16 protein-coding genes and 2 pseudogenes are annotated in these 21,148 nt (G+C 60.3%); 9 read left to right on the top strand and 9 right to left on the bottom strand.

All coding sequences use genetic code 11. The features are described 5' to 3' along the window. Positions 1-6: 6 nt before the first annotated feature. From JFT87_RS11175 to dinG, 4 genes are all read right to left on the bottom strand, one after another. Entirely contained in the window at positions 7-1,158 is a 1,152-nt protein-coding gene (locus JFT87_RS11175) for an OmpA family protein (RefSeq protein ID WP_201201263.1), read from the bottom strand. A 112-nt stretch (positions 1,159-1,270) separates the two neighbouring features. Beyond that, entirely contained in the window at positions 1,271-2,416 is a 1,146-nt protein-coding gene (locus JFT87_RS11170; protein WP_201201261.1) for a serine hydrolase domain-containing protein, read from the bottom strand. Positions 2,417-2,650: 234 nt separating this feature from the next. Next, complete coding sequence (locus tag JFT87_RS11165) at positions 2,651-5,146, bottom strand: beta-agarase (protein ID WP_201201259.1); 2,496 nt, start codon at positions 5,144-5,146, stop codon at positions 2,651-2,653. Positions 5,147-5,241: 95 nt separating this feature from the next. Next, on the bottom strand, positions 5,242-7,386 hold the full coding sequence (gene dinG / locus JFT87_RS11160) for an ATP-dependent DNA helicase DinG (protein ID WP_201201257.1): 2,145 nt from the start codon (positions 7,384-7,386) through the stop codon (positions 5,242-5,244). 99 nt (positions 7,387-7,485) lie between these two features. Between dinG and JFT87_RS11155 the strand changes: the two genes are divergently transcribed. Continuing rightward, on the top strand, positions 7,486-7,950 hold the full coding sequence (locus tag JFT87_RS11155; RefSeq protein WP_201201255.1) for a CopD family protein: 465 nt from the start codon (positions 7,486-7,488) through the stop codon (positions 7,948-7,950). 942 nt (positions 7,951-8,892) lie between these two features. Here the strand turns inward: JFT87_RS11155 and JFT87_RS11150 are convergent. The 4 genes and pseudogenes from JFT87_RS11150 to JFT87_RS11135 all read right to left on the bottom strand — a co-directional run bounded on the left by JFT87_RS11150 (position 8,893) and on the right by JFT87_RS11135 (position 11,571). Then, complete coding sequence (locus JFT87_RS11150; protein ID WP_201201253.1) at positions 8,893-9,651, bottom strand: collagen-like protein; 759 nt, start codon at positions 9,649-9,651, stop codon at positions 8,893-8,895. Beyond that, positions 9,644-9,925 carry a DUF1145 domain-containing protein gene (locus JFT87_RS11145; RefSeq protein ID WP_201201251.1) on the bottom strand — a complete coding sequence of 94 codons (282 nt, stop codon included), beginning with the start codon at positions 9,923-9,925 and terminating at the stop codon, positions 9,644-9,646. The genes JFT87_RS11150 and JFT87_RS11145 overlap by 8 nt, the downstream gene beginning before the upstream one ends. 163 nt (positions 9,926-10,088) lie before the next feature. Further along, a pseudogene (locus JFT87_RS11140) lies at positions 10,089-10,811 on the bottom strand (OmpA family protein). Between the two features lie 91 nt (positions 10,812-10,902). After that, positions 10,903-11,571 (bottom strand): OmpA family protein, encoded by a 669-nt coding sequence (locus tag JFT87_RS11135; RefSeq protein WP_201201249.1) that lies wholly within the window; start codon positions 11,569-11,571, stop codon positions 10,903-10,905. Between the two features lie 201 nt (positions 11,572-11,772). On the opposite strand from JFT87_RS11135, the gene JFT87_RS11130 reads away from it, so the two are divergent. From JFT87_RS11130 to JFT87_RS11115, 4 genes are all read left to right on the top strand, one after another. Continuing rightward, positions 11,773-12,270 carry a DUF6231 family protein gene (locus JFT87_RS11130; RefSeq protein WP_201201247.1) on the top strand — a complete coding sequence of 166 codons (498 nt, stop codon included), beginning with the start codon at positions 11,773-11,775 and terminating at the stop codon, positions 12,268-12,270. Positions 12,271-12,274: 4 nt separating this feature from the next. Continuing rightward, the gene (locus JFT87_RS11125) at positions 12,275-12,751 is read left to right on the top strand and encodes a YchJ family protein (protein ID WP_201201245.1); all 477 of its coding nucleotides are present in this window, start codon (positions 12,275-12,277) and stop codon (positions 12,749-12,751) included. Between the two features lie 197 nt (positions 12,752-12,948). Continuing rightward, positions 12,949-13,434: an LEA type 2 family protein gene (locus tag JFT87_RS11120; RefSeq protein WP_201201243.1), complete on the top strand. Its 486-nt coding sequence runs from the start codon at positions 12,949-12,951 to the stop codon at positions 13,432-13,434. Between the two features lie 5 nt (positions 13,435-13,439). Next, on the top strand, positions 13,440-13,655 hold the full coding sequence (locus JFT87_RS11115; RefSeq protein WP_201195404.1) for an SEC-C metal-binding domain-containing protein: 216 nt from the start codon (positions 13,440-13,442) through the stop codon (positions 13,653-13,655). Between the two features lie 209 nt (positions 13,656-13,864). Here JFT87_RS11115 and JFT87_RS11110 read toward each other — a convergent pair whose 3' ends face one another. Next, complete coding sequence (locus JFT87_RS11110) at positions 13,865-14,422, bottom strand: cysteine hydrolase family protein (protein WP_201201239.1); 558 nt, start codon at positions 14,420-14,422, stop codon at positions 13,865-13,867. A gap of 145 nt (positions 14,423-14,567) precedes the next feature. Between JFT87_RS11110 and JFT87_RS11105 the strand changes: the two genes are divergently transcribed. From JFT87_RS11105 to JFT87_RS11090, 4 genes and pseudogenes are all read left to right on the top strand, one after another. Beyond that, complete coding sequence (locus JFT87_RS11105) at positions 14,568-15,212, top strand: glutathione S-transferase N-terminal domain-containing protein (protein WP_201201238.1); 645 nt, start codon at positions 14,568-14,570, stop codon at positions 15,210-15,212. A 287-nt stretch (positions 15,213-15,499) separates the two neighbouring features. Beyond that, complete coding sequence (locus JFT87_RS11100) at positions 15,500-17,950, top strand: penicillin acylase family protein (RefSeq protein ID WP_201201236.1); 2,451 nt, start codon at positions 15,500-15,502, stop codon at positions 17,948-17,950. Between the two features lie 197 nt (positions 17,951-18,147). Then, a pseudogene (locus JFT87_RS11095) lies at positions 18,148-19,148 on the top strand (ligase-associated DNA damage response exonuclease); the annotation flags it as partial. A 28-nt stretch (positions 19,149-19,176) separates the two neighbouring features. Next, positions 19,177-20,865, top strand: a complete 1,689-nt coding sequence (locus tag JFT87_RS11090; protein WP_201201234.1) for an ATP-dependent DNA ligase — start codon at positions 19,177-19,179, stop codon at positions 20,863-20,865. Positions 20,866-21,148: the final 283 nt, after the last annotated feature.

The raw sequence follows: 21,148 nt of genomic DNA, 5'->3' as shown, positions 1-21,148 counted from the left end.
AACGAATTACTTTTTGCTGGCGTCAGCGACTTTGCCGTCGTCAGACGCGTCTTTGACCGGGGCCGTTTTCTTGGCTGGGGTTGCAGCCTTCTTGGCCGGGGCCTTCTTCGCTGGAGCCTTGGCCGCCGCTTTCTTGGCTGAAGCCTTTTTCGTGGCGGGCACAGCAGCTTTCGTCGCGGCAGGTGCAGGTGTGACTGGCGCGGCCACAGGCTTGACGGTCTGAGCAGCGATCATGGTCATCGGCGCCGGAGCTGGCATGTTGTACTTGCTCAGCAACGCTACCATGGTGTTTTGCGGGGTCACCAGCAGTTCCACACGACGGTTCATGGCTCGACCTTCCTGGCTGTCGTTGGCGGCACGCGGTGCGTCACCGCCCATGCCACGCAACATCAGGCGATCACGCTGCAAACCACTGAGGCGGAAGATCGCTGCAACCGATTGCGCACGCTCCTGGCTCAGTTTCACGTTATCCGTGGCGACGCCCGTAGTATCACTGTGACCGAGGACCAGCACGGCGGTTTTCGGATCGACTTCGAGAATCTTCGCCACGCGAGTGAACGGGCCAAGGGTTACCGGCAGCAGCATGCCCGGACGCTTCGGGTTGAACGAGCTGTCAATCGGCGCGATCACGACCAATACGTTTTCACGGCGTTCGAGTTGCAGGTTGCTGTCCTTGATCGCTTCACGCAGACGCGGTTCGTAGTCATCAAGCCAGGCCTGGGTGACTTTCGGGTCCGGCATCGGCACGACTTTGGCGGTAGGTTGGTCTTTGCCGCCGAACGGCCACCACCACTTGCTACCGGTGTCGGCATCGGCCTTGGCCACAACGGCAGGCGTGGCTTGGGGTTTGACTTCAGCTTTTACGTCAGGCGTGGCGGCAGGCTTGGCGGCACCGTCATCGGAACCGAACGGCCAGTACCAATGGCTGGCGCTTTCAGCCTTGGCAACCGGCGCGGCGGCGGCCGCTTTCACTGGAGCCGGAGCAGCGGCAGGTGTCGCAGCAGGCTTGGCGGCTGGCGCCGAATCCTTGGTCGCCACTTTGTCGGAGGAACCGAACTGCCACCAGTGGCTGTCGCCCGCGGCGTCATTTTGCGGAGTTTGTGCGCAACCGGTGATGGCGAAGCACACTGCCAAAGCGAGAGTTTTATTAGATGACATTGGATATCCACAAAATGAAGTAATAAATGCACGCCCACAACGGACCGCATAAACAGACGCTTTGAATCAAAAAAGGTAACGAGGTTCCTGTGCAGGACCTTTCAGCATCGCTTTACAGACAAGCGGCAAGTACCCGTACGAGCTTTTGTGCGCGTGGATCCATCAACACGTACGGCCCCAAGGTATTTGTCACAAAGCCGAAGGCCACATCATGTTCTGGGTCAGCAAAACCGATGGAGCCGCCCGCACCCGGATGACCGAACGCCCGTGGGCCGAGGCCGTAAGTAGCGTTCGGGACATCTGGTTGATCGAGCATGCAACCCAGGCCAAAACGGGTCTGGGTCAGTAAAGTCTTGTCCTCACCGAGGCTGTGTTCGCGGGTCAGCTCATCGAGCATTTCGCTTTCCAGCAGGCTACCGTCCAGAAGACCGGCGTAGAAACCGGCCAGGCTGCGGGCATTGCCGTGGCCATTGGCGGCGGGTTGTTGCATGCGCCGCCATTCCGGTTTGTTGGTGCTGGTCATGATCGACGGCGGGTTGGTGAACGCCCGGGTGGTCATGGCCGTTGGCTCGCGCATTGTCACTTGCAGCAGGCGCTGGGCCGCAGCATCGCCGACGTTACCCTTGCCCCGTGCGATATGCGCCACGCGATGAAACTCTTCGTCAGCCAGGCCGACGTGGAAGTCCAGGCCCAACGGCTTGGCGACCCGCGCCACAATCGACTCCCCCGGCCCACGACCGTCGGCACGACGCAGTAACTCGCCCACCAGCCAACCGTAAGTGATCGCGGCATAGCCGTGGCCCTGGCCCGGCGTCCACCACGGGGCTTCGGCGGCCAACGCGTCAACCATGGTTTGCCAGTCATAAAGCGCTTCAGGGGCCAGCAGCTCGCGCAGGGCCGGCAGACCGGCCTGATGGCAGAGCAATTGGCGCAACGTCACGGACTCTTTACCGGCGGCGGCAAATTCGGGCCAGTAGCGCGCAACCGGAGCATCGAGTTGCAGCTTGCCTTCGGCCACCAGTTGCAGCGCGGTGACGGCGGTGAAGGTCTTGGTGCAGGAGAACAAGTTGGCGATGGTATCGCTGTGCCAGGCTTCGGTGCCGTCCTTGTCGGCGGTACCGGCCCAGAGATCGAGAACGGTTTCACCGCCGACCTGGATGCACAGCGCCGCGCCACGTTCCTGGGGATCGTCGAACAGCGCGGCGAAGGCTTCGCGCACCGCTTCGAACTTAAGCTCGTAATGACCCTGAATCTGCACCCGCAACTCCCCCGGATTAACGCTCTACAAAGTGGTCCGCATTGTTCCAGCCCCGGAGGGTTTTGGGAACAGGTGCGGGCTAGACGGTTATTTCGGAATTTTCGTTGAGACAGCTGACGCCTTCGCGAGCAGGCTTGCTCCCTCAGCAGATCTTCAGTGATACAGAGATCCAGTGCGGGAGCGAGCCTGCTCGGCGGCGTTCCGACGAAGAACGAAAACGCGGTGCCTCAGGACTCAGTGACCATTGCCTGAGTGCCCGCCGGCATGCCCTGCGCCCGGACCCTTGCCGGCCTCACCCTTGCGCCCGCCCTCAGCTTCGTGACCGGCCGCAGTGGGCGCTTTCTCGGCCTCTTTGCCCAGTTGATCGACGGCCAGCAAATTGCTTTTGCGCACGCTGTCGACGAAACCCTGGAATGGTAGATCAGTGATGCCCACCAGACCAAAGTGCCCGTTTTCACCATCCAGCAGACGACCGGTCACCGGTTGGTCGAGGTACTGGAACCAGTGCACACCGACAATCGACGGTTCACTCATCGCCTGTTTGAGGAAGTTGGCGTAAGCCAGGCCACGATCTTCTTCCTTCGCCAGTTGCGTCACGCCGCCCCAGAACGGGCCGCGATCCGCCGAGCCAAAGTTGAACTCGGTGATCAGCACCGGTTTGTCGAGGCTACGCAGCTTGGCGAAGTCGTAACCGTCCTGCGGTTGCAGGGTGTACATGTTGAAACTCAGCACATCGCAATACTGCGCGCAGGACTCGACGGCCTCTGGGGTGCTGATGGCGAAACGACCACCCAACAACAACTGGTTCGGCGCGTGCCACTTGAGCGAATCGGAAATGGTCTTGAAGTAGGTGTCCGCAAAGACCTTCTGGAAGTATTTGAAGTCAGCTTCGATTTCCGGGTGATCGGCGCTTGGCAGCGGCGCTTCGAAGCCCGGGTCTTCCATCAATTCCCAGGCCGGCAGATCAATGCCCCACGCTTTCGACAGGCCCGCCTGGTTGCGGTACTTGTCGCGCAATTGCTTGAGAAATGCGCGTTTGGCCGGCACGTCGGTGGTCATTTTCAACGTGCCGTAGGCCAGGGCGTAACGGGATTTCGGATCATCGCCGGGACCGGCCCAAGCCAGTTCGTTGTCTGCGAAGTAACCGATCAGCCACGGGTCGTCACGGTGATCCCGAGCCGCGATGGCCACGGCACGCTCGGTGGCCATGGCGAAACGCGGGTCGAACGGGTCGGGCATGCCGCCCCACCAGTCAGTTCCGGTGCTGATGCTGGCGTAATCGCCGACGATCGACAGCGGCAAGGTGTACGGCACGCGGTCAGCATTGCCCAGTGCCGGGGCGCTCCAGTTGCCGATGGTGTTGAAGCCCCAGGCTTGCAGGCGATCCAGGGTATGACTGGCCCAGCGTTTTTCATCAACCACTGCTTTGCAGCGCTCGGTGGTTTTTGGCTCGGCTGCTTTCGCGACAGTCGCTTCTACGGCGCCGTTCTTGGCAGCTTCGGCGACACCGGATTCGGTAGCCGAAGGAACGACCGGCGGTTCAGCGGCTTTCTCAACTGTCGCCGCAACCGCGTCGGCCTTGGCGGCTTCGGCAACACCGGCCTTGGTGTCGCTGCCCGGTGCGCAAGGTTCGCCATAGAGGCGCTGCAGGTTAGCGCCGTAAAAGTCATACCAACGGCCGGCGTTGTAGGCACGGCCCTGATCGGCGCCGTTGCCGCCACGGTTGTCGCCTTCGCCATATTGACTGGCTAGCGGCTCGCCGGGTTTTGGCAGGTTTTCAAACATCCACTCGCGACCGGCGATGTAGGTTTGATTGACGTCCGGGGCGACGGTGTTCACGCCCAGTGAGTAGAACGGGTGTCCTTCAGGCGTTACCAGATACCAGCGACCATCGCGTTTCTCGGTCCGGAAAAAGCCGCTGGCCTTGAACGCCGGGCCTTTGTTCCAGCCACCGTATTGGTCCAGGGACGATTTCTCGCGCTCGGCCAGCCAGGTTTTCAGCTGTTGATGTTCTTTCGCGGCAGCGGATTTCAGCTGCTCGTCGCTGCTGACTTTCTCTGGCCATTTGGCTCGGGTCGATTGACCGTAAGCGTCGACCAAACCGCCATAGGCGGCTTTGGTCACGTCCGCGCCGTCCTGCACGCCGAAGCGTTCCAGCAAGATGCTTTGGGCGACTTTCGGCTGATCCATCGACAAGGTCACCGACACGATCTGGCTGCGATCCAGCTCACCGGCGCTGCTGGCCAGCAACACGCGCTGACCGTCAAAGGTCATCGGCATCGGCGGACCGGCCTTCATGCCTTGGCTCAACGGCGAACTGGCGACCAAGGGCACCAGCAGGGTTTGCGCCGGGCCGGCCGGCAGATCGACGCGGCTGACCAGGGTCTTGCCATCGTTGCTCTGGATCGTCACGTAGAGGGTCAAGGCCCAGTTCATCGCGCTCTGGACCCGCAAGCTCATGACACCCGACTGCGACCAGTCCCAGGCACCCGTTTGCGGGGTCAGGCGCAAGGTTGGCCGGGCCACTGGGTTGAACGTGACCCGGCGCAAGACTTCGCCTTCGGCCGTTTGTTCGGCGTTGGATTGCGGCAGGCTGGCGTCCTGGGTCGCCACCGAAACCACATCAGCGGGGCGCACAAAGTTAAACAGCGTCTGTTGGCCTGCGGGAGCGGCCAGCAAGGGCGTTGCGAACAACAGGGCAAATACAGCAGGCAGCGAACGACGAATCATGAGAACGAAATTCTCCCTAACGACCTCAATGGGCCAGTGGAAAAGCGATGGCGGAGAAATAGACAACGGGTTGGGCAAAACTGCCCACCCGTGTATCAGGAAATTTCACGTCGGAAGGGTGGCAACGCATTGAGGATCGCTTTGCCATAGCGTTGGGTGACCAGACGCCGATCCAGCAAAGTGATGGTGCCGCGGTCTTCTTCAGTCCGCAGCAAGCGACCGCAAGCCTGGACCAGTTTCAGCGAGGCGTCCGGCACGGAGATTTCCATGAACGGATTGCCGCCCCGGGCTTCGATCCATTCGGCCAACGCGGCTTCCACCGGATCGTCGGGCACCGAGAATGGAATCTTGGCGATCACCACGTGCTCGCAATACGCACCGGGCAAGTCCACGCCTTCGGCAAAACTTGCGAGGCCGAAGAGCACGCTGGAATCCCCGCCATCGACCCGCGCCTTGTGCTTGTTCAGGGTTTCCTGTTTCGACAGGTTGCCTTGAATGAACACTTGTTTGCGCCAATCGCGGTCGAGGCCGTCGAACACGTCCTGCATCTGTTTGCGCGAGGAGAACAGCACCAGGGTGCCGCGCGAGCCTTCGACCAGTGCCGGCAGATCGCGAATGATCGCGGCGGTGTGGGCCGGCGCGTCACGCGGATCGGCTTTCAGGTCCGGCACCCGCAGCACACCGGCATCGGCGTGATGGAACGGACTCGGCACCACCGCCGTCACGGCTTTTTTCGGCAGGCCGGCGCGCATGCGAAAGCGGTCGAACGTGCCGAGTGCGGTCAGTGTCGCCGAGGTCACCAATGCGCCGTAGGCCACGTTCCACAGATTGCGGCGCAGCATTTCTGCCGCGAGGATCGGGCTGGCGTTGACCTCGATGTCGAACAGCGAACCGCTTTCGGCCAGGGTCAGCCAACGGGCCATCGGCGGGTTGTCTTCCGGGTCTTCGGCGGTGAACGCGGTCCACAACTCCCAGTTGCCCGAAGAGCGCGACAACAAGCTGCCGAACAACGGATACCACTCTTCAGCCTGGTTGCTGGCGATGCCGATGTTGACCTCGCCATCCATGCCTTCCTTGAGCAACTCGGTGAGGCGGGTGAACAAATCGGTCAGGCGGGCGAAGGCTTTCTTCAGCTCGACGCCCATCTCGCGCATGTGCTCGGGGATCACTCCAGCGACGAAGCGGTGACGCGGCCGCTCACGGCCTTCGACGTCTTCGCCGGGTTTGAAATCGGCGACCTGCTCGCACGCAGTGAACATAAACTGCTGCTGAGTCTTGATCTCGCGAGCCAGCTCCGGCACCTGCTCGATCAACTTGCCCAAATCGCCCGGCAACGGGTGCTGGGCGAGCAATTTGGTGAGGTTCTTGGCGGTGGCTTCCAGCCAGTCGGCAGTGGAACGCAGGCGTGTGTAGTGAGCGAAGTGACCGATCGCCTTGTCCGGCAGGTGATGGCCTTCGTCGAACACGTAGATGGTGTCGCGCGGGTCCGGCAACACGGCGCCGCCACCTAGGGCCAGGTCGGCCAGGACCATGTCGTGGTTGGTGACGATCACGTCAACCTTGCCCATGCCTTCGCGGGCCTTGTAGAAGGCGCACTGGCCAAAGTTCGGGCAATGACGGTTGGTGCACTGGCTGTGATCGGTGGTCAGGCGCGCCCAGTCGGCATCTTCCAGGGCGGTGGACCAACTGTCGCGGTCGCCGTCCCATTTATTGCCGGCAAGCTTTTCAATCATGCTGGTGAAGAGCTTCTGGCTGGCCTCATCGACCTCGATCTTGAAGCCTTCTTCTTCGAACAGCTGCGCAGTGGCGGTTTGCGCGTGACCTTCCTGCAGCAACATGTCGAGCTTGGACAGGCACATGTAGCGCCCACGGCCCTTGGCCAGCGCGAAGCTAAAATTCAGCCCGCTGTTGCGCATCAGGTCAGGCAAATCCTTGTAGACGATCTGCTCTTGCAGGGCCACGGTGGCCGTGGCGATCACCAGGCGTTTGCCCGCCGCCTTCGCCGTCGGGATCGCCGCCAGGCTGTAGGCCACTGTTTTGCCGGTACCGGTGCCGGCTTCCACCGCGACAATCGCGGGGTCGCCACTGCGCCGGCCTTCGTCGTCGGTGTCGATGTCACCGAGGACTTTGGCAATTTCGGCGATCATCAGGCGTTGGCCGTAGCGCGGTTTGAGGCTCTTGGCTTCAAGAAAACGCGAGTAGGCGCCCTGGATCGTGGTTTTGAGTTCGGTACTGATCATGGATTGTCGGGCGCAAAAAACGCTGGATAAATTTTCAGTGGTTCGGATGGGCGGCTATCATACCGCGCTAATTAATCCCGCGCAGAACGGAGTACCTCAATGACCGCTTTTAGCCTCGTTTATACCCTGCATGTCCTGTCCGCCCTGGTGTGGGTGGGCGGCATGTTTTTCGCCTGGATGGTCCTGCGCCCGGCGGCGATGAAGGCCCTGGAAGGCCCCGGCCGATTGAAGCTGTGGGTAGAAGTGTTTCAAGGTTTTTTCCGCTGGGTCTGGGTGGCGGTGGTGCTTTTGCCGATCAGCGGTGTGGGCATGATTCATTTGCAGTTCGCAGGCTTTGAAGCGGCGCCGCGCTATGTGCAGGTGATGATGGGGCTGTATGTGGTGATGACCGCGCTGTTTATCCGGATTCAGGCGTTGTTGCTGCCGGAGTTGCGTACAGCGGTGGCGGCGCAGGATTGGCCGACTGGCGCAGCGACGCTTGGGAAGATTCGGCGGTTGGTGGGGATTAATCTGATTGTCGGGTTGGTGTTGGTGGCGATTGCGGCCGCAAGACCGATGATCTGAAAATCAAAAGACCCTCACCCTAACCCTCTCCCGGAGGGAGAGGGAACTGAATGGGGAATATTCAAGAGTTACGCCGACTTGAGAGATTTTCTCCGAATCCATAATCGACAAGGTTTTTCAGGTCGATGGATAGCCTGAGTCACCTTGCCCTCTCCCGGAGGGAGAGGGCACCAATGGGGGATATTCCAGAGTTACGCCGACTTGAGAGATTTTCTCTGAATCCATAATCGACAAGGTTTTTCAGGTCGATGGATAGCCTGAGTCACCTCGCCCTCTCCCGGAGGGAGAGGGCACCAATGGGGGATATTCCAGAGTTACGCCGACTTGAGAGATTTTCTCTGAATCCATAATCGACAAGGTTTTTCAGGTCGATGGATAGCCTGAGTCACCTCGCCCTCTCCCGGAGGGAGAGGGAACTGAATGGGGGATATTCCAGAGTTACGCCGACTTGAGAGATTTTCTCTGAATCCATAATCGACACGGGTTTTTCAGGTCGATGGATAGCCTGAGTCACCTCGCCCTCTCCCGGACGGAGAGGGAACTGAATGGGGAATATTCAAGAGTTACGCCGATTTGAGAGATTTTCTCTGAATCCATAATCGACAAGGTTTTTCAGGTCGATGGATAGCCTGAGTCACCTCGCCCTCTCCCGGACGGAGAGGGCACTAATGGGGAATATTCAAGAGTTACGCCGACTTGAGAGATTTTCTCTAAATCCATAATCGACACGGTTTTTCAGGTCGGTGGCTAGCCTGAGTTACCTCGCCCTAACCCTCTCCCGGAGGGAGAGGGAACTGAATGGGGGATATTCCAGAGTTACGCCGACTTGAGAGATTTTCTCTGAATCCATAATCGACAAGGTTTTTCAGGTCGATGGATAGCCTGAGTTACCTCGGTCGGCCCCCTCTCCCTCGGGGAGAGGGCTGGGGTGAGGGAAAGCTTTTACAGACGTTGCACGGTCACGGCACCTGGCGCCCCTACAGGCCCAGGCTGACCGTCCACCCCGGCCTTGCCACTCTTGCCGCCATCTGCGCGATACACCAGGCAGCCCTTGGACTTGCCACCCTTGCCTGCCTTGCCGCCCACACCCGCCGGGCCACCGGCGCCGCCAGCCACATTGACCTTGATCAGCTCGGCTGGAAACTCACGCGGTACTTCAAGGCGTACCAGCGCCCCCGGTGCGCCCGGCTGACCGTCGCTGCCGTTGCTGCCATCAAAACCGTGCCCGGCCGAGCCATAGGTGCAGCCCGGATCTTCCCCGTTTCCGCCATCAAGCCCAACAAAACCCGGCGCACCGGTGCCGCCCCGGGCATCGACCAACAGTTGCGGCGCGTTCAATGCCTTGAACTGCAGATTCAGATTGCGCCCCGCACGGGCGGCTTTTTCGTAAGTCCCCGGCGCACCGCGCGCGGTGATCTGGCTGCCATCGCTCAGTTCTGCGCGAATGACTTTCATGTCCAAAGCCTGTTCGCCCGGCACGATCGCGATGCGCGCTTCATGGCCCAGACGCAGTTCACCGACGCTCAGCTCTGTCACGTTCGATGGAATCAGCAACGTGCCGTAATCGGCGACTTCCAGTTTTTCCAGCTGCAAGGTGCCGGCCGTGTTGGGCAAACGCATCAGCGAATTGGCTTCGACGCTGACCACCTGAGCGCAGGCCAGTGGACTGATGAATGCAGCGAGCAAGCAGAGTTTACGCATGGGAAGAAGCCTCCGGAGCGGCCGGGGCCGGGATGGTTTGCAGGTGGAATACGCCAAAAAGCAGAATGCGAGCACGGTCACGCCAAGGATGCGCACGACCCTTGAGGCTGCGATTGCACAGCAGCACTTCAAGCACATGGATGAGCAATAACAGACCGCCAGCCAGATTGACCAGCAGGTGTAGCGGATGTACGAACGGCACCAGTTGATTGGCCAGCACCACACAGCAGAACAGCAGGGTCAATAACCGCCCCAGCCCCCAGAACACTTTCATACGCTCCCCCGTGTTGCGAATTATTCTTTGCATGCACAGTAACGGCTTCTGCGGGGGATAAGCCAGAGGCGCAAATGAAAAAACTTCTGCCAAGCGCCGGATGGCTGCCGAGGTGACGATGATCGTCACCCGGCAGCTCTAGCCCGTGGCCTTCAGACACGTCCTAACGATTGATGTGCAACTCCACGCGACGGTTTTTCGCGCGCCCCTCATCGGTGGCGTTATCGGCGACCGGCTCGCTTTCACCGCGCCCTTCACTGGTGAGTTTGTTCGGCGCCAGACCTTGGCTCAGCAGATACGCCGCGACACTGCTCGCACGGCGTTCCGACAAGGCCTGGTTGTATGCATCCGAACCTTTGCTGTCGGTATGACCGACGACTTTGATACTGACCACGTCGGCATTGCGCAATTTGTCCATCAGCGTATCGAGTTGCGCTTTCGCTGACGGGGTCAGGTCGGACTTGTCGAAATCAAAGAGGACGTTGCCGGCATCGCTGAGGGTGATCACTTCAGTCTGCGGCGCCGGCTCGGGTACTTTCTCGGTGACTGGATATTGCGGCAGCGGGCAACCACGGTGGTCGACCGGGGTATTGGCTGGTGTATCCGGGCAACGGTCGCGGCGGTCGAATACGCCGTCGCCGTCTTCATCGCCGTCCTGGGCATAACAGATCAGTCCGCCGGTAAGAATCCCCAGCGCTGCGCCGCCACCGGCCCAGCCACCACTTTCGATAGCGCCCTGGCCACCACCGACCAGGCCGCCGATAACGCTGCAGATCGGTCAGGTACGTTGATTCAGAGGGGCAGTGCCATCGCTGTGAGTAGCGCAAGCGGTCAAGAGGCTGCCAAGCAGCAGAGCCGGCAGGACAGTCCTTGCGAGAACGCTCATGGTGAATGCTCCTGTGTGACCGGCCCATACCGGTCACACAGGAGTGAAAGACCCGCATCCGCGACTGCACAAGCCGCGGCGCGGAAGGGGTTTAACGGTCGATTTTGATTTCGGTACGACGGTTCAATGCGCGGCCATCCGCAGTTTTGTTGTCGGCTACTGGCTGGCTTGCGCCTTTACCGGTGACAGACACGAAGCTGCTGCGCGGTACGCCATCATGGATCAGGTACTCCACCACCGAATGCGCGCGTCTGTCCGACAGCTTCTGGTTGTAGGCAGCGTGGCCGACGCTGTCGGTATGACCGGTCACGGTCAGGCGTGCGGTAGAGGACTCCTGTTTCAGGCGAGTAGCGACTTTATCGAGGACCTGTTTGTCAGAAGGTGTGAGCGTGGCTTTGTCGAACTGGAAGTGAACATCGCGGATGACGATGGTTTCTTCCTTGACCACCACGACTTCTTCAACCACTGGTGCAGGAGGTGCGGCGACAGGGCAACCGTCAGCATCGACCGGTACGCCTTTGGGTGTGCCCGGGCACTTCTCGGGTACTGCGCCGTGCACCCAGCAATAAGCGGCTGCCGTGCCGCCGATCAGCAGCGCGCCATACCCCGCCCACGCCGAACTCTCGGTCGCGCCGATACCGGCACCGACGACACCGCCGACCGCCGCACAGGTCGGCCAGTCGGTTTTCTGCAAACCTGCGCAACCAGTCAACACACTGGTTAGCAGAACCAAGGGTAATGCTGTCCGAACTATGCTCATCTAGTTTTCTCCTGAGGGATCGGCTTAGAACCGATTCAGGTAGTAAAGACCGGAGTTTTAATCTCCGCCAGCAATAGGCCATTGCTGTTTGCGACCGTGTTCACAGGACTTCGCCGCTTTGCTCGCAAAGCGGCGGCACAGGGCTCTTTGCCGGCGCAGTCAGGCAGGCTAGTCTTGGCAGACTCTGATTGAGGATCTTTGATGATTGCAGGTATTTCTTCGCGCACGCCCCAGCAAGCGCTGGCCGCTTTGCTTGACCGCTATGCACCCATGCGCCTGTTGCTGATAGGCGCCAGCCAGTTCCCGGCACTTGAGGCGTTCAAGCTCGCGCACCCGGACAGTTGTGTCGCTCACGCCGCCCCCGGCGCCTTGCCTGCGGAACTGGCGGCGCAACGCTTTGATCTGGCGCTGGTGGTCGATTGCCTGGAGCACCTGCCCAAACGCGACGGTCTGAATCTGCTGGGCGGGATCCGCAACCTCAACGCCAGTCGTATCGCAGTGCTGGCGGATTTACCGGCCAGTGGCTGGCAGGAAACAGACTTTTTTTCCCTGGCCCTGCAAGCCAGCGAACGCTTCCAGCGCGACGATCAGGTGTTGACGTTGTTCACCTATGATTTGCTTGACTATAAACAGGTGCCCGACTGGCTCAACTCACGGTTCTGGGCCAATCCGGAAAACTTCGGGAAATACTGGTGGTAACGCAATGAGTACATCCATTTGCCCGTGTGGCAGCGGCACCCTGCTCGATGCCTGTTGCGGTCATTACCATGCCGGTCATCCGGCCCCCTGCGCCGAAGCCCTGATGCGTTCGCGCTACAGCGCCTATGTGTTGGGGCTGATTGACTATCTGGTGGCGACTACCCTGCCCGCCCAACAGACAGGGCTGGATCGTCAATCCATCGGTGACTGGAGCGCGCAAAGCACCTGGCTGGGCCTTGAGGTGGAAAGCTCCGAGGTGCTCGGCGGCCAACCGGAACACGCCTTCGTCACCTTCACGGCGCGCTGGCACGACAGCACCGGTGAACATAGTCATCGCGAGCGTTCTTCGTTTGTGCAGAACACCGGGCGCTGGTACTTCATCGACCCGACCGTGCAGCTCAAGGCCGGACGAAATGATGCGTGCCCATGCGCGAGCGGGCAGAAATTCAAGAAGTGTTGTGCGGGGTATTTCGGGGTTTGAGATAAAGGCAAAAGATCGCAGCTTTTCGTAGGAGCGAGCGGTGCGGCGATCCGACTTGCCCGCGAAGAAGCTGATGCGGTCTTTCTGAAAGTCCGCGTTATCGTTTTTCGCGGGCAAGTCGGATCGCCGCACCGCTCGCTCCTACAAAGGTTGAGATCTTTTAGGACTAGACTGGGCCTCAAGGGAGAAACACCATCATGCTCAGTCAACGTCGCGCCTTATACCTTGTCACCTTGCTCACTTTCCTGAGCCTCAGCGGCTGCGCGTCCTGGTTTAGCGACGACGAACCGGATCCTCAGGTGCATCTGGTCAAGGTAGAGGTGGTGCGGGCCAAACTGCTGGAGCAGAAATTCCTGCTGCACTTTCGTGTCGACAACCCGAACGACAGTGACTTGACCGTTCGCAGCATCGAATACCGCATTCATCTGGGCGACATGCTGCTGACCGAAGGCGAACACGAGCACTGGTTCACAGTCGGCCCCAAGCACAGCGCCTATTTCAAAGTGCCGATCCGCACCAACCTGTGGCCCAAGGTCCGGGACGTGGTGAAAATGTTGAAAAACCCCAAGCAACCCGTGCCCTATCGTCTGGAAGGTGAATTGGAAACCGGTTTATTCATCGCGCACTACGTGCACCTGGCGCGCAATGGCGTGATAATCCCCGCCGATTTAATTCCGGAGTAACCCCGATGACCCAACAACCCCATGTCCATGGCCCAGACTGCAACCACGATCATGACGATCACGCCCACGACCAGCATGATCACGACCATGGCCATGTCCACGGCCCAAACTGCGGCCACGCTCACCAGGAACCGGTGCGCAACGCCTTGAAAGACGTCGGCCGCAACGACCCTTGCCCATGCGGCAACGGCAAGAAATTCAAGAAGTGCCACGGCGCTTGATGCGTCGGGCGAAGATCGTCTTCGCCCGCTGAATCGCCATCGCGAGCAGGCTCGCTCCCACATTTGATCTGCGTGAGACCCGATTCTGCGGTCACCACACATCCGCTGTGGGAGCGAGCTTGCTCGCGATGACGGACTGACATTCAACATTTATGTCGACTGATACACCGCTATCGCGAGCAAGCTCGCTCCCACAGGGATTTCAGATTTCAGTCAGCCTTCAGGATCTCTGCGGTGCTGACGACGGTGGCGTACTCGCCATGCAAATTCCCCAACGACATGGCATGCACCTCCTCGGCTGAACGGGCCGTGCCGAAAAAGTCAGCCTTGTCGAAGGTAAAGCACGCATCCTCCGCCACCCACGCATCAAACCCCAGATTGCCGGCCGTTCGCGCCGTGGACTCCACCGAGTTGTTGGTCGCCACGCCAACGATGATCAGTTGATCAATCCCCGCCTCGCGCAAACCCGCCTCCAGCCCCGTCGCACAAAACGCATCCGGCACCTGCTTCTGAATCAGTTGCTCACCGGCCTTTGGCTGAAATCGTTCCTGAAACTCCACGCCGGATTGTTGCGGCCAGAACACCGACTCCGGTGAGCGAGACAGGTGCTGCACGTGAATCACTGGCCGCCCGGTTCGACGCCAAAACGTCAGCAAATCGAGGATTCGCTGCTCGGCCTGAGGATTATTTCGACGCCCCAGTTTTGGATGCAGGATGCCTTTTTGCTGGTCGATGATGACCAGTGCCGCGTTGGTCTTGAGCTCCATGCTGACTTTTCTCGTGTCGGGTCATTGAATTTCACGCACTTCAGCATCACCTCTTCCTACAGGCAAGCTCTCCAGTGCAAACAGGACGACCTAATGCGAGCGGTTGCTGTCCGTATCTAACGACGTCTATTTTTTGGAGCATTCCATGATCGACCTGTATTACTGGACCACCCCCAACGGTCACAAAATCTCGATTTTCCTCGAAGAGGCTGGCCTCAAGTACGACGTGTACCCGATCAACATCAGCCAGAACGATCAATTCAAACCTGAGTTCCTGAAGATCTCGCCGAACAACAAAATTCCGGCCATCGTCGATCATGAGCCGGCTGATGGCGGCGCGCCTTTATCGCTGTTCGAATCCGGGGCGATTCTGTTGTACCTGGCGGAGAAAACCGGGAAGTTCCTGCCCAAGGACCTGCGCGGGCGTCAGCAAGCGCTGCAATGGCTGTTCTGGCAGATGGGCGGTCTGGGGCCGATGGCCGGGCAGAATCACCACTTCAGTCAGTTCGCGCCGGAAAAAATCCCTTACGCGATCAAACGCTACATCGACGAAACCGCCCGCCTCTATGGCGTGCTCGACAAGCAACTGGCGAGCAATGAATTCGTCGCCGGCAGCGAGTACAGCATTGCTGACATGGCGATTTACCCGTGGATCGTTTCCCACAAGTGGCAGAGCCAGAACCTGGAAGACTTCCCCAACGTGCTGCGCTGGTTCACCCACATCCAGAACCGCCCGGCGACGGTGAAGGCGTATGCGCTGGTGCAACAGGTCAACCCACCAAAACCCTAATCCTGAGTGAGGGGTTTTTGTGGCGAGGGATTTAGCGAAACGTCGCACCGCCCCGTTGGGCTGCGAATTCCTGCTACCAGGATGTGTCTGACACACCGTGATTGCAGGTTTTGGGGCTGCTTCGCTGCCCAACGGGGATAAATCCCCTCGCCACGGGTATGTGATCTGTTCCAGGGTGTGGTTTATCCGACAAATCCTGAAATAACCCTGCGCCCCGCTTGCGCGGCCACCTCCTGCTCACTAACGTAGCGCCTTTATTGCGTTACTACCCCCGCAGGAGCTTTGCCATGGCCTCGCCAGCCCTTACACATTTTCTTCCCCGGTTCGGCGTTGCCGCAGCAGTGGCCGGTGTTTTGAGCCTGACCGGTTGTCAGACCTGGAACACCCAGGACACCCTCCCGCCGACCTCCGGCGTGCAGCCGCTCAAAGGCCTGGCGCAGAACGTTTCGGTTCGGCGCAATGCCATGGGCATGCCGTTGATCGAAAGCAACAGCTTCCACGACGCGCTGTTCACCCTCGGTTACGTGCACGCCAGCGACCGCATCACCCAAATGGTGACCATGCGCCTGTTGGCTGAAGGCCGTCTGGCAGAAATGTCCGGTCCGGACCTGCTCGACGCCGACCGCTACATGCGCGCCGTCAATCTAAAGAAAAGCGCCGGCGAGCTGTACAAGGCGTCTTCGCCACGGCTCAAGCGCTTCTTTGAAGTCTATGCCCGGGGCGTCAACGCCTATCTGTTCCGCTATCGCGACAAGCTCCCGGCGGACCTCGCTGCCACCGGCTACAAACCTGAATACTGGCAGCCGGAAGATTCGGCGCTGATTTTCTGCCTGTTGAATTTCAGCCAGTCGGCCAACCTGCCGGAAGAAATCTCTTCGCTGGTCATCGCCCAAACCGTCAGCACCGATAAGCTCCCGTGGCTGACGCCCTCCGCTCCCGACGAAAAACTGCCGTTGGCTGAAGCGGAAAAACTCCAGGGCATCAAGCTCAACGGCGCGATCCCGGGCCTGGCCGAAATCACCAAAGCCACCGGGCAACTGTCCGACCTGAACCTGCTGGGCGCCACCTCGTCGAACAACTGGGCGATCGGCCCGCAACGCAGCCGCAGCGGCAAAAGCCTGCTGGCCAGCGACAGTCACGGGCCGATGGGCGTGCCGTCGCTGTACAGCTACGTGCAGATCCGCGCGCCGAAATATCAGGCCGCTGGCGTCAGCATCGCCGGCCTGCCTATGGTACTGGGTGGTTTCAACGGCAAAGTGGCGTGGAGCATGACCACGGTCATGGGCGACAACCAGGACCTGTTCCTGGAAAAAATCAAACGCCAGGGCAATGGCCTGTCATACGAAGTGAACGGCAAATGGCAGCCGGTGGGCGTGCGTAACGAAACCTACTTCGTCAAAGGCCAGCGGCCGATTCGCGAAGCGGTGTACGAAACCCGCCACGGGCCGCTGCTCAACAGTGCCCAAGGCCTGACGATGGCCAATGGTTTCGGCCTGGCCTTGCAGACCCCGAGCTTCACCGACGACAAAACCCTGGATGCATTTTTCGACCTGTCCCGTGCGCAGACCGTCGAGAAAGCCTCGGATGCAAGCCGTGAAATCCGCGCCATCGCCCTCAACCTGGTGTTTGCCGACGCCAGCAGCATTGGCTGGCAGGTCACCGGTCGTTACCCGAACCGCCGTGAAGGCGAAGGCTTGCTGCCATCGCCGGGCTGGGACGGTCGCTACGATTGGGACGGTTACGCCGACCCGATGCTGCACCCGTACGATCAGGACCCGGCCCAAGGCTGGCTCGGCACCGCCAACCAGCGTGTCATTCCACATGGTTACGGCATGCAGTTGTCCAACTCCTGGGCAGCCCCGGAACGTGGCGAACGTCTGGCGGAACTGGCCGGCGTCGGCAAGCACGACACCCGCAGCCTGATCGCCATGCAATACGACCAGACCACCACTTTCGCCGCCAAATTGAAGAAAATGTTTGAGGCGCCGGGCATGTCCCAGCCGCTGAAACAGGCGATCGAAGCGCTGCCGGTGGCCGATCGTGGCAAGGCGCGCGAGGCGTTGACGCGTTTGATGGCGTTCGACGGCAAGCTCAGCCCGACCTCCGCCGATGCAGCGATTTATGAGCTGTTCCTGCAAGAAAGCATGAAGCAAATCTTCCTTGACGAACTGGGCCCGGAAACCAGCCCGGCGTGGAAAGCCTTTGTCGCCAACGGTAAGTTGTCCTACGCCGCTCAGGCCGATCACCTGCTCGGTCGCGAGGACAGCCCGTTCTGGGATGACGTCCGCACGCCGCAGAAAGAAGATAAACCGGCGATCCTCGCCCGTAGCCTGGCGGCAGCGATCACTGCGGGGGACAGTCAGTTGGGCGGCGATCACAAAGCCTGGCAGTGGGGCAAACTGCACCGCTACGAGTGGAAAAATGCCAGTGGCCAGACCGTGCGCGGTCCGTTGGCGGCCGGTGGCGATCACACCACGCTGAACACTGCGGCGTTCGCTTGGGGTCAGGACTTCAACACCACGCTGGTGCCGTCCATGCGCTTTATCGTCGACTTCGGCCAGGTCGAACCGCTGATGGGCCAGAACGGTACGGGCCAGTCCGGCAACCCGGCGAGCCCGAACTACCTCGACAGCATCGATCCGTGGCTCAAGGGCCAGTACATGAGCCTGCCAATGCAGCCGCAGAACTTTGACAAGGTGTATGGCAAGGTGCGGTTGACGCTAATCCCCGGTAAGTAAGCATCACCACCAACCCCATGTGGGAGCGGGCTTGCTCGCGAAAGCGGTGTGTCAGGCAACGATGATGTTGACTGACACGACGCCTTCGCGAGCAAGCCCGCTCCCACATGGGAATGTCGCTAGACCCGAAAGCCCGATAGAACTTCTCGCCCCGCGCAAACCTCATAGCTAACAAGTCCCTCCATTTTGGTAACAACATGGATCTTGTTATCGCTCGTCCCGAAGGTTTGTACTGCCCCGCCGGGGATTTCTATATCGACCCGTGGCGCCCGGTGGAACGTGCGGTGATCACCCACGCGCACGGTGATCATGCCCGCGCCGGCAATCAACACTACCTGGCGGCCGCCCCCGGTGAAGGCATCCTGCGCGCACGGCTTGGCCAAGACCTCAACCTGCAAACCCTGCCCTACGGCGAGCGCTTGCTGCATCACGGCGTCACCCTGAGTTTTCATCCGGCCGGCCATGTGCTCGGCTCGGCCCAGGTGCGCCTGGAATACGGTGGTGAAGTCTGGGTTGCCTCGGGGGATTACAAGATCGAGCCCGACGGCACCTGCGCGCCCTTCGAACCGGTGCGTTGCCACACTTTCATCACTGAATCGACCTTCGGCTTGCCGATCTATCGCTGGCAACCTCAGGCGCAGGTCTTTGCCGAAATCAATCAGTGGTGGCAGGCCAACGTCGTGGCCGGGAAAGCCAGCGTGCTGTTCTGCTATTCCTTCGGCAAGGCGCAACGGATTCTCCACGGCATCGAGGCCAGCATCGGCCCCATTCTGGTGCATGGCGCCGTTGAGCCGCTCAACCGGGTTTATCGCGACGGTGGGATTTACTTGCCGCCAACGATTTATGCCGGTGAGGTACAAAAGAACGACCCGATCATGCGCAGGCGCTGGTGCTTGCCCCGCCATCCGCAGGTGGCAGCAGTTGGATGCGTCGGTTCGGCGATTACAGCGATGGTTTTGCCAGTGGCTGGATGCGTTTGCGCGGCACCCGGCGGCGGCGCGGTGTGGATCGCGGTTTCGTGCTCTCGGACCACGCCGACTGGCCGGGACTGCTCTGGGCCATCGAACAGACCGGCGCGGAACGGGTGATGGTCACCCACGGCTCGATTGGCGTGCTGGTGCGGCATTTGCGCGAACAGGGTCTCGATGCCCAAGGTTTCAACACTGAGTACGGCGATGACGAAGAAGACAACATCGCCGCCGAGCCCCCATCGCCGAGGCATCTGTATGAAGGCCTTCGCCGAGCTGTACGCCGAACTCGACGCCACCACTTCAAGCAACGACAAACTGGCGGCGATGCAGGCTTACTTTGCCCAAGCCGCACCAGAAGATGCGGCGTGGGCCGTGTACTTTTTGTCTGGCGGCCGCCCTCGGCAGTTAGTGCCGGTGCGTGCGCTGCGGGAATTGGCGGTGGAGATTTCCGGGTTATCGACATGGTTGTTCGAAGAGAGTTATCAAGCGGTTGGCGATCTGGCGGAAACCATCTCGCTGGTGCTACCCGAAGCCACCCACAGTTCTACCGACGGGCTGGCCGTCTGGATCGAAGACAAGCTGCTGCCGCTGCGAGGTGAAAACCCGGAGTTCCTGGCCAGGCGATTGCCCGCCCTGTGGGCGCAACTGGACCGCGCCAGCCTGATGCTGTGCATCAAACTGATCACCGGCAGTTTTCGCGTCGGCGTCTCCAAATTACTGGTTACGCGAGCGCTGGCAGCCATGGCCGGGCTCGACAGCAAACGCGTGGCGCAGCGCCTCGTGGGGTATACCGATCTGTCCAAACGCCCGACGGCCGCCCATTACCTGAAACTCATCGCGCCGCCCTCCGACGATGAATATGCCCAACGCGGTGGCCAGCCTTATCCGTTTTTCCTCGCCCATGCCTTGTCGCAACCGGTCGAGCAGTTCGAAGCCCTGCTCGGTCCCGCCAGCCAATGGCAGGTGGAATGGAAGTGGGACGGCATCCGTGCCCAAGTGGTCAAGCGCGAGGGGCGACTGTGGATCTGGTCCCGGGGCGAAGAACTGGTCAGCGAGCGATTTCCCGAACTGGAAACGCTGACCCATGGTTTACCGGACGGCACGGTGATCGATGGCGAAATCGTCGCCTGGAAGTCTGCACACCCCACCACCGAGGATGCCTTCGACCCGCAATCCTCAAAGCCCCCGGCGGTGCAACCCTTCGCCTTGCTGCAACAACGCATCGGCCGTAAAACCCTGGGCAGGAAAATCCTCGATGAAGTGCCGGTGGTGTTACTCGCCTACGACCTGCTGGAATGGCAAGGCGAAGACTGGCGCAACCAGACTCAGGCAAAGCGTCGCACCCAATTGGAGCAAGTCATCGCCACCTGCAACAGCCCGGTGCTGCTGGCGTCGCCAGTACTGACCGGCGAAGACTGGTTCGACCTCGCCGGGCAACGGGAAGCCTCTCGCCGGCTCGGTGTCGAAGGCATGATGCTCAAGGCCCGGGATTCGCTGTATGGCGTGGGTCGGACCAAGGACATGGGCGTCTGGTGGAAATGGAAAGTCGAGCCGTTCAGCGTCGATGCGGTGTTGATCTATGCGCAACAGGGTCATGGTCGTCGAGCGAGTCTCTACAGCGACTACACGTTCGCCGTGTGGGACGGGCCGCCCGAGGCGAGCGAGCGGACGCTGGTGCCGTTCGCCAAGGCGTATTCAGGACTGACCGATGAGGAAATGCGCAAGGTCGACGGCATCGTCCGCCAAACCACGGTAGAGAAGTTCGGGCCGGTGAGCAGCGTGACGCCAAGCCTGGTGTTTGAGCTGGGGTTTGAGGGGATCGCCCGGTCGCGGCGGCACAAGAGTGGGATTGCGGTGCGGTTTCCAAGGATGTTGCGGTGGCGCCAGGATAAGACCGTGGAGGAAGCGGATAGCCTCGCCACCCTGCAAGACCTCCTCGCCTAAACCTCTTCTCCGATGCAACGCATCCCCCTGTGGTGAGGGGATTTATCCCCTCACCACAGGGAAATTCTATCCCGCAAAACCTGGGGCTTGATCCGAAAGGGTGCAACGAAATCGCAATGCCCATTTCCGGGCATTCAATCGCCCTCATCCCTCCCCGCCCAACCTTTTAAAACGCTTGTTCGGGACTCTGGTTCGGAAATTGCTACTTTCATTAGGTCTTACGCTTTCCAGTAACAATAATTCTGCGCCACAAGCGCTCATATTGGTTCTTAGGGATTGAATA

Origin of the sequence: Pseudomonas sp. TH15 (assembly GCF_016651105.1) — a bacterium.
Taxonomy (GTDB): domain Bacteria; phylum Pseudomonadota; class Gammaproteobacteria; order Pseudomonadales; family Pseudomonadaceae; genus Aquipseudomonas.
This window is presented reverse-complemented; position numbering and strand designations above follow the sequence as displayed.

What these genes read in the sequence shown, in the direction of transcription:
- JFT87_RS11125 (WP_201201245.1), top strand. Translation starts at nt 12,275, where the DNA reads ATGAGTACATCCATTTGCCCGTGTGGCAGCGGCACCCTGCTCGATGCC.
- JFT87_RS11145 (WP_201201251.1), bottom strand. Translation starts at nt 9,925, where the DNA reads ATGAAAGTGTTCTGGGGGCTGGGGCGGTTATTGACCCTGCTGTTCTGC.
- JFT87_RS11130 (WP_201201247.1), top strand. Translation starts at nt 11,773, where the DNA reads ATGATTGCAGGTATTTCTTCGCGCACGCCCCAGCAAGCGCTGGCCGCT.
- JFT87_RS11120 (WP_201201243.1), top strand. Translation starts at nt 12,949, where the DNA reads ATGCTCAGTCAACGTCGCGCCTTATACCTTGTCACCTTGCTCACTTTC.
- dinG (WP_201201257.1), bottom strand. Translation starts at nt 7,386, where the DNA reads ATGATCAGTACCGAACTCAAAACCACGATCCAGGGCGCCTACTCGCGT.
- JFT87_RS11165 (WP_201201259.1), bottom strand. Translation starts at nt 5,146, where the DNA reads ATGATTCGTCGTTCGCTGCCTGCTGTATTTGCCCTGTTGTTCGCAACG.
- JFT87_RS11135 (WP_201201249.1), bottom strand. Translation starts at nt 11,571, where the DNA reads ATGAGCATAGTTCGGACAGCATTACCCTTGGTTCTGCTAACCAGTGTG.
- JFT87_RS11090 (WP_201201234.1), top strand. Translation starts at nt 19,177, where the DNA reads ATGAAGGCCTTCGCCGAGCTGTACGCCGAACTCGACGCCACCACTTCA.
- JFT87_RS11115 (WP_201195404.1), top strand. Translation starts at nt 13,440, where the DNA reads ATGACCCAACAACCCCATGTCCATGGCCCAGACTGCAACCACGATCAT.
- JFT87_RS11110 (WP_201201239.1), bottom strand. Translation starts at nt 14,422, where the DNA reads ATGGAGCTCAAGACCAACGCGGCACTGGTCATCATCGACCAGCAAAAA.
- JFT87_RS11155 (WP_201201255.1), top strand. Translation starts at nt 7,486, where the DNA reads ATGACCGCTTTTAGCCTCGTTTATACCCTGCATGTCCTGTCCGCCCTG.
- JFT87_RS11100 (WP_201201236.1), top strand. Translation starts at nt 15,500, where the DNA reads ATGGCCTCGCCAGCCCTTACACATTTTCTTCCCCGGTTCGGCGTTGCC.
- JFT87_RS11105 (WP_201201238.1), top strand. Translation starts at nt 14,568, where the DNA reads ATGATCGACCTGTATTACTGGACCACCCCCAACGGTCACAAAATCTCG.
- JFT87_RS11150 (WP_201201253.1), bottom strand. Translation starts at nt 9,651, where the DNA reads ATGCGTAAACTCTGCTTGCTCGCTGCATTCATCAGTCCACTGGCCTGC.
- JFT87_RS11175 (WP_201201263.1), bottom strand. Translation starts at nt 1,158, where the DNA reads ATGTCATCTAATAAAACTCTCGCTTTGGCAGTGTGCTTCGCCATCACC.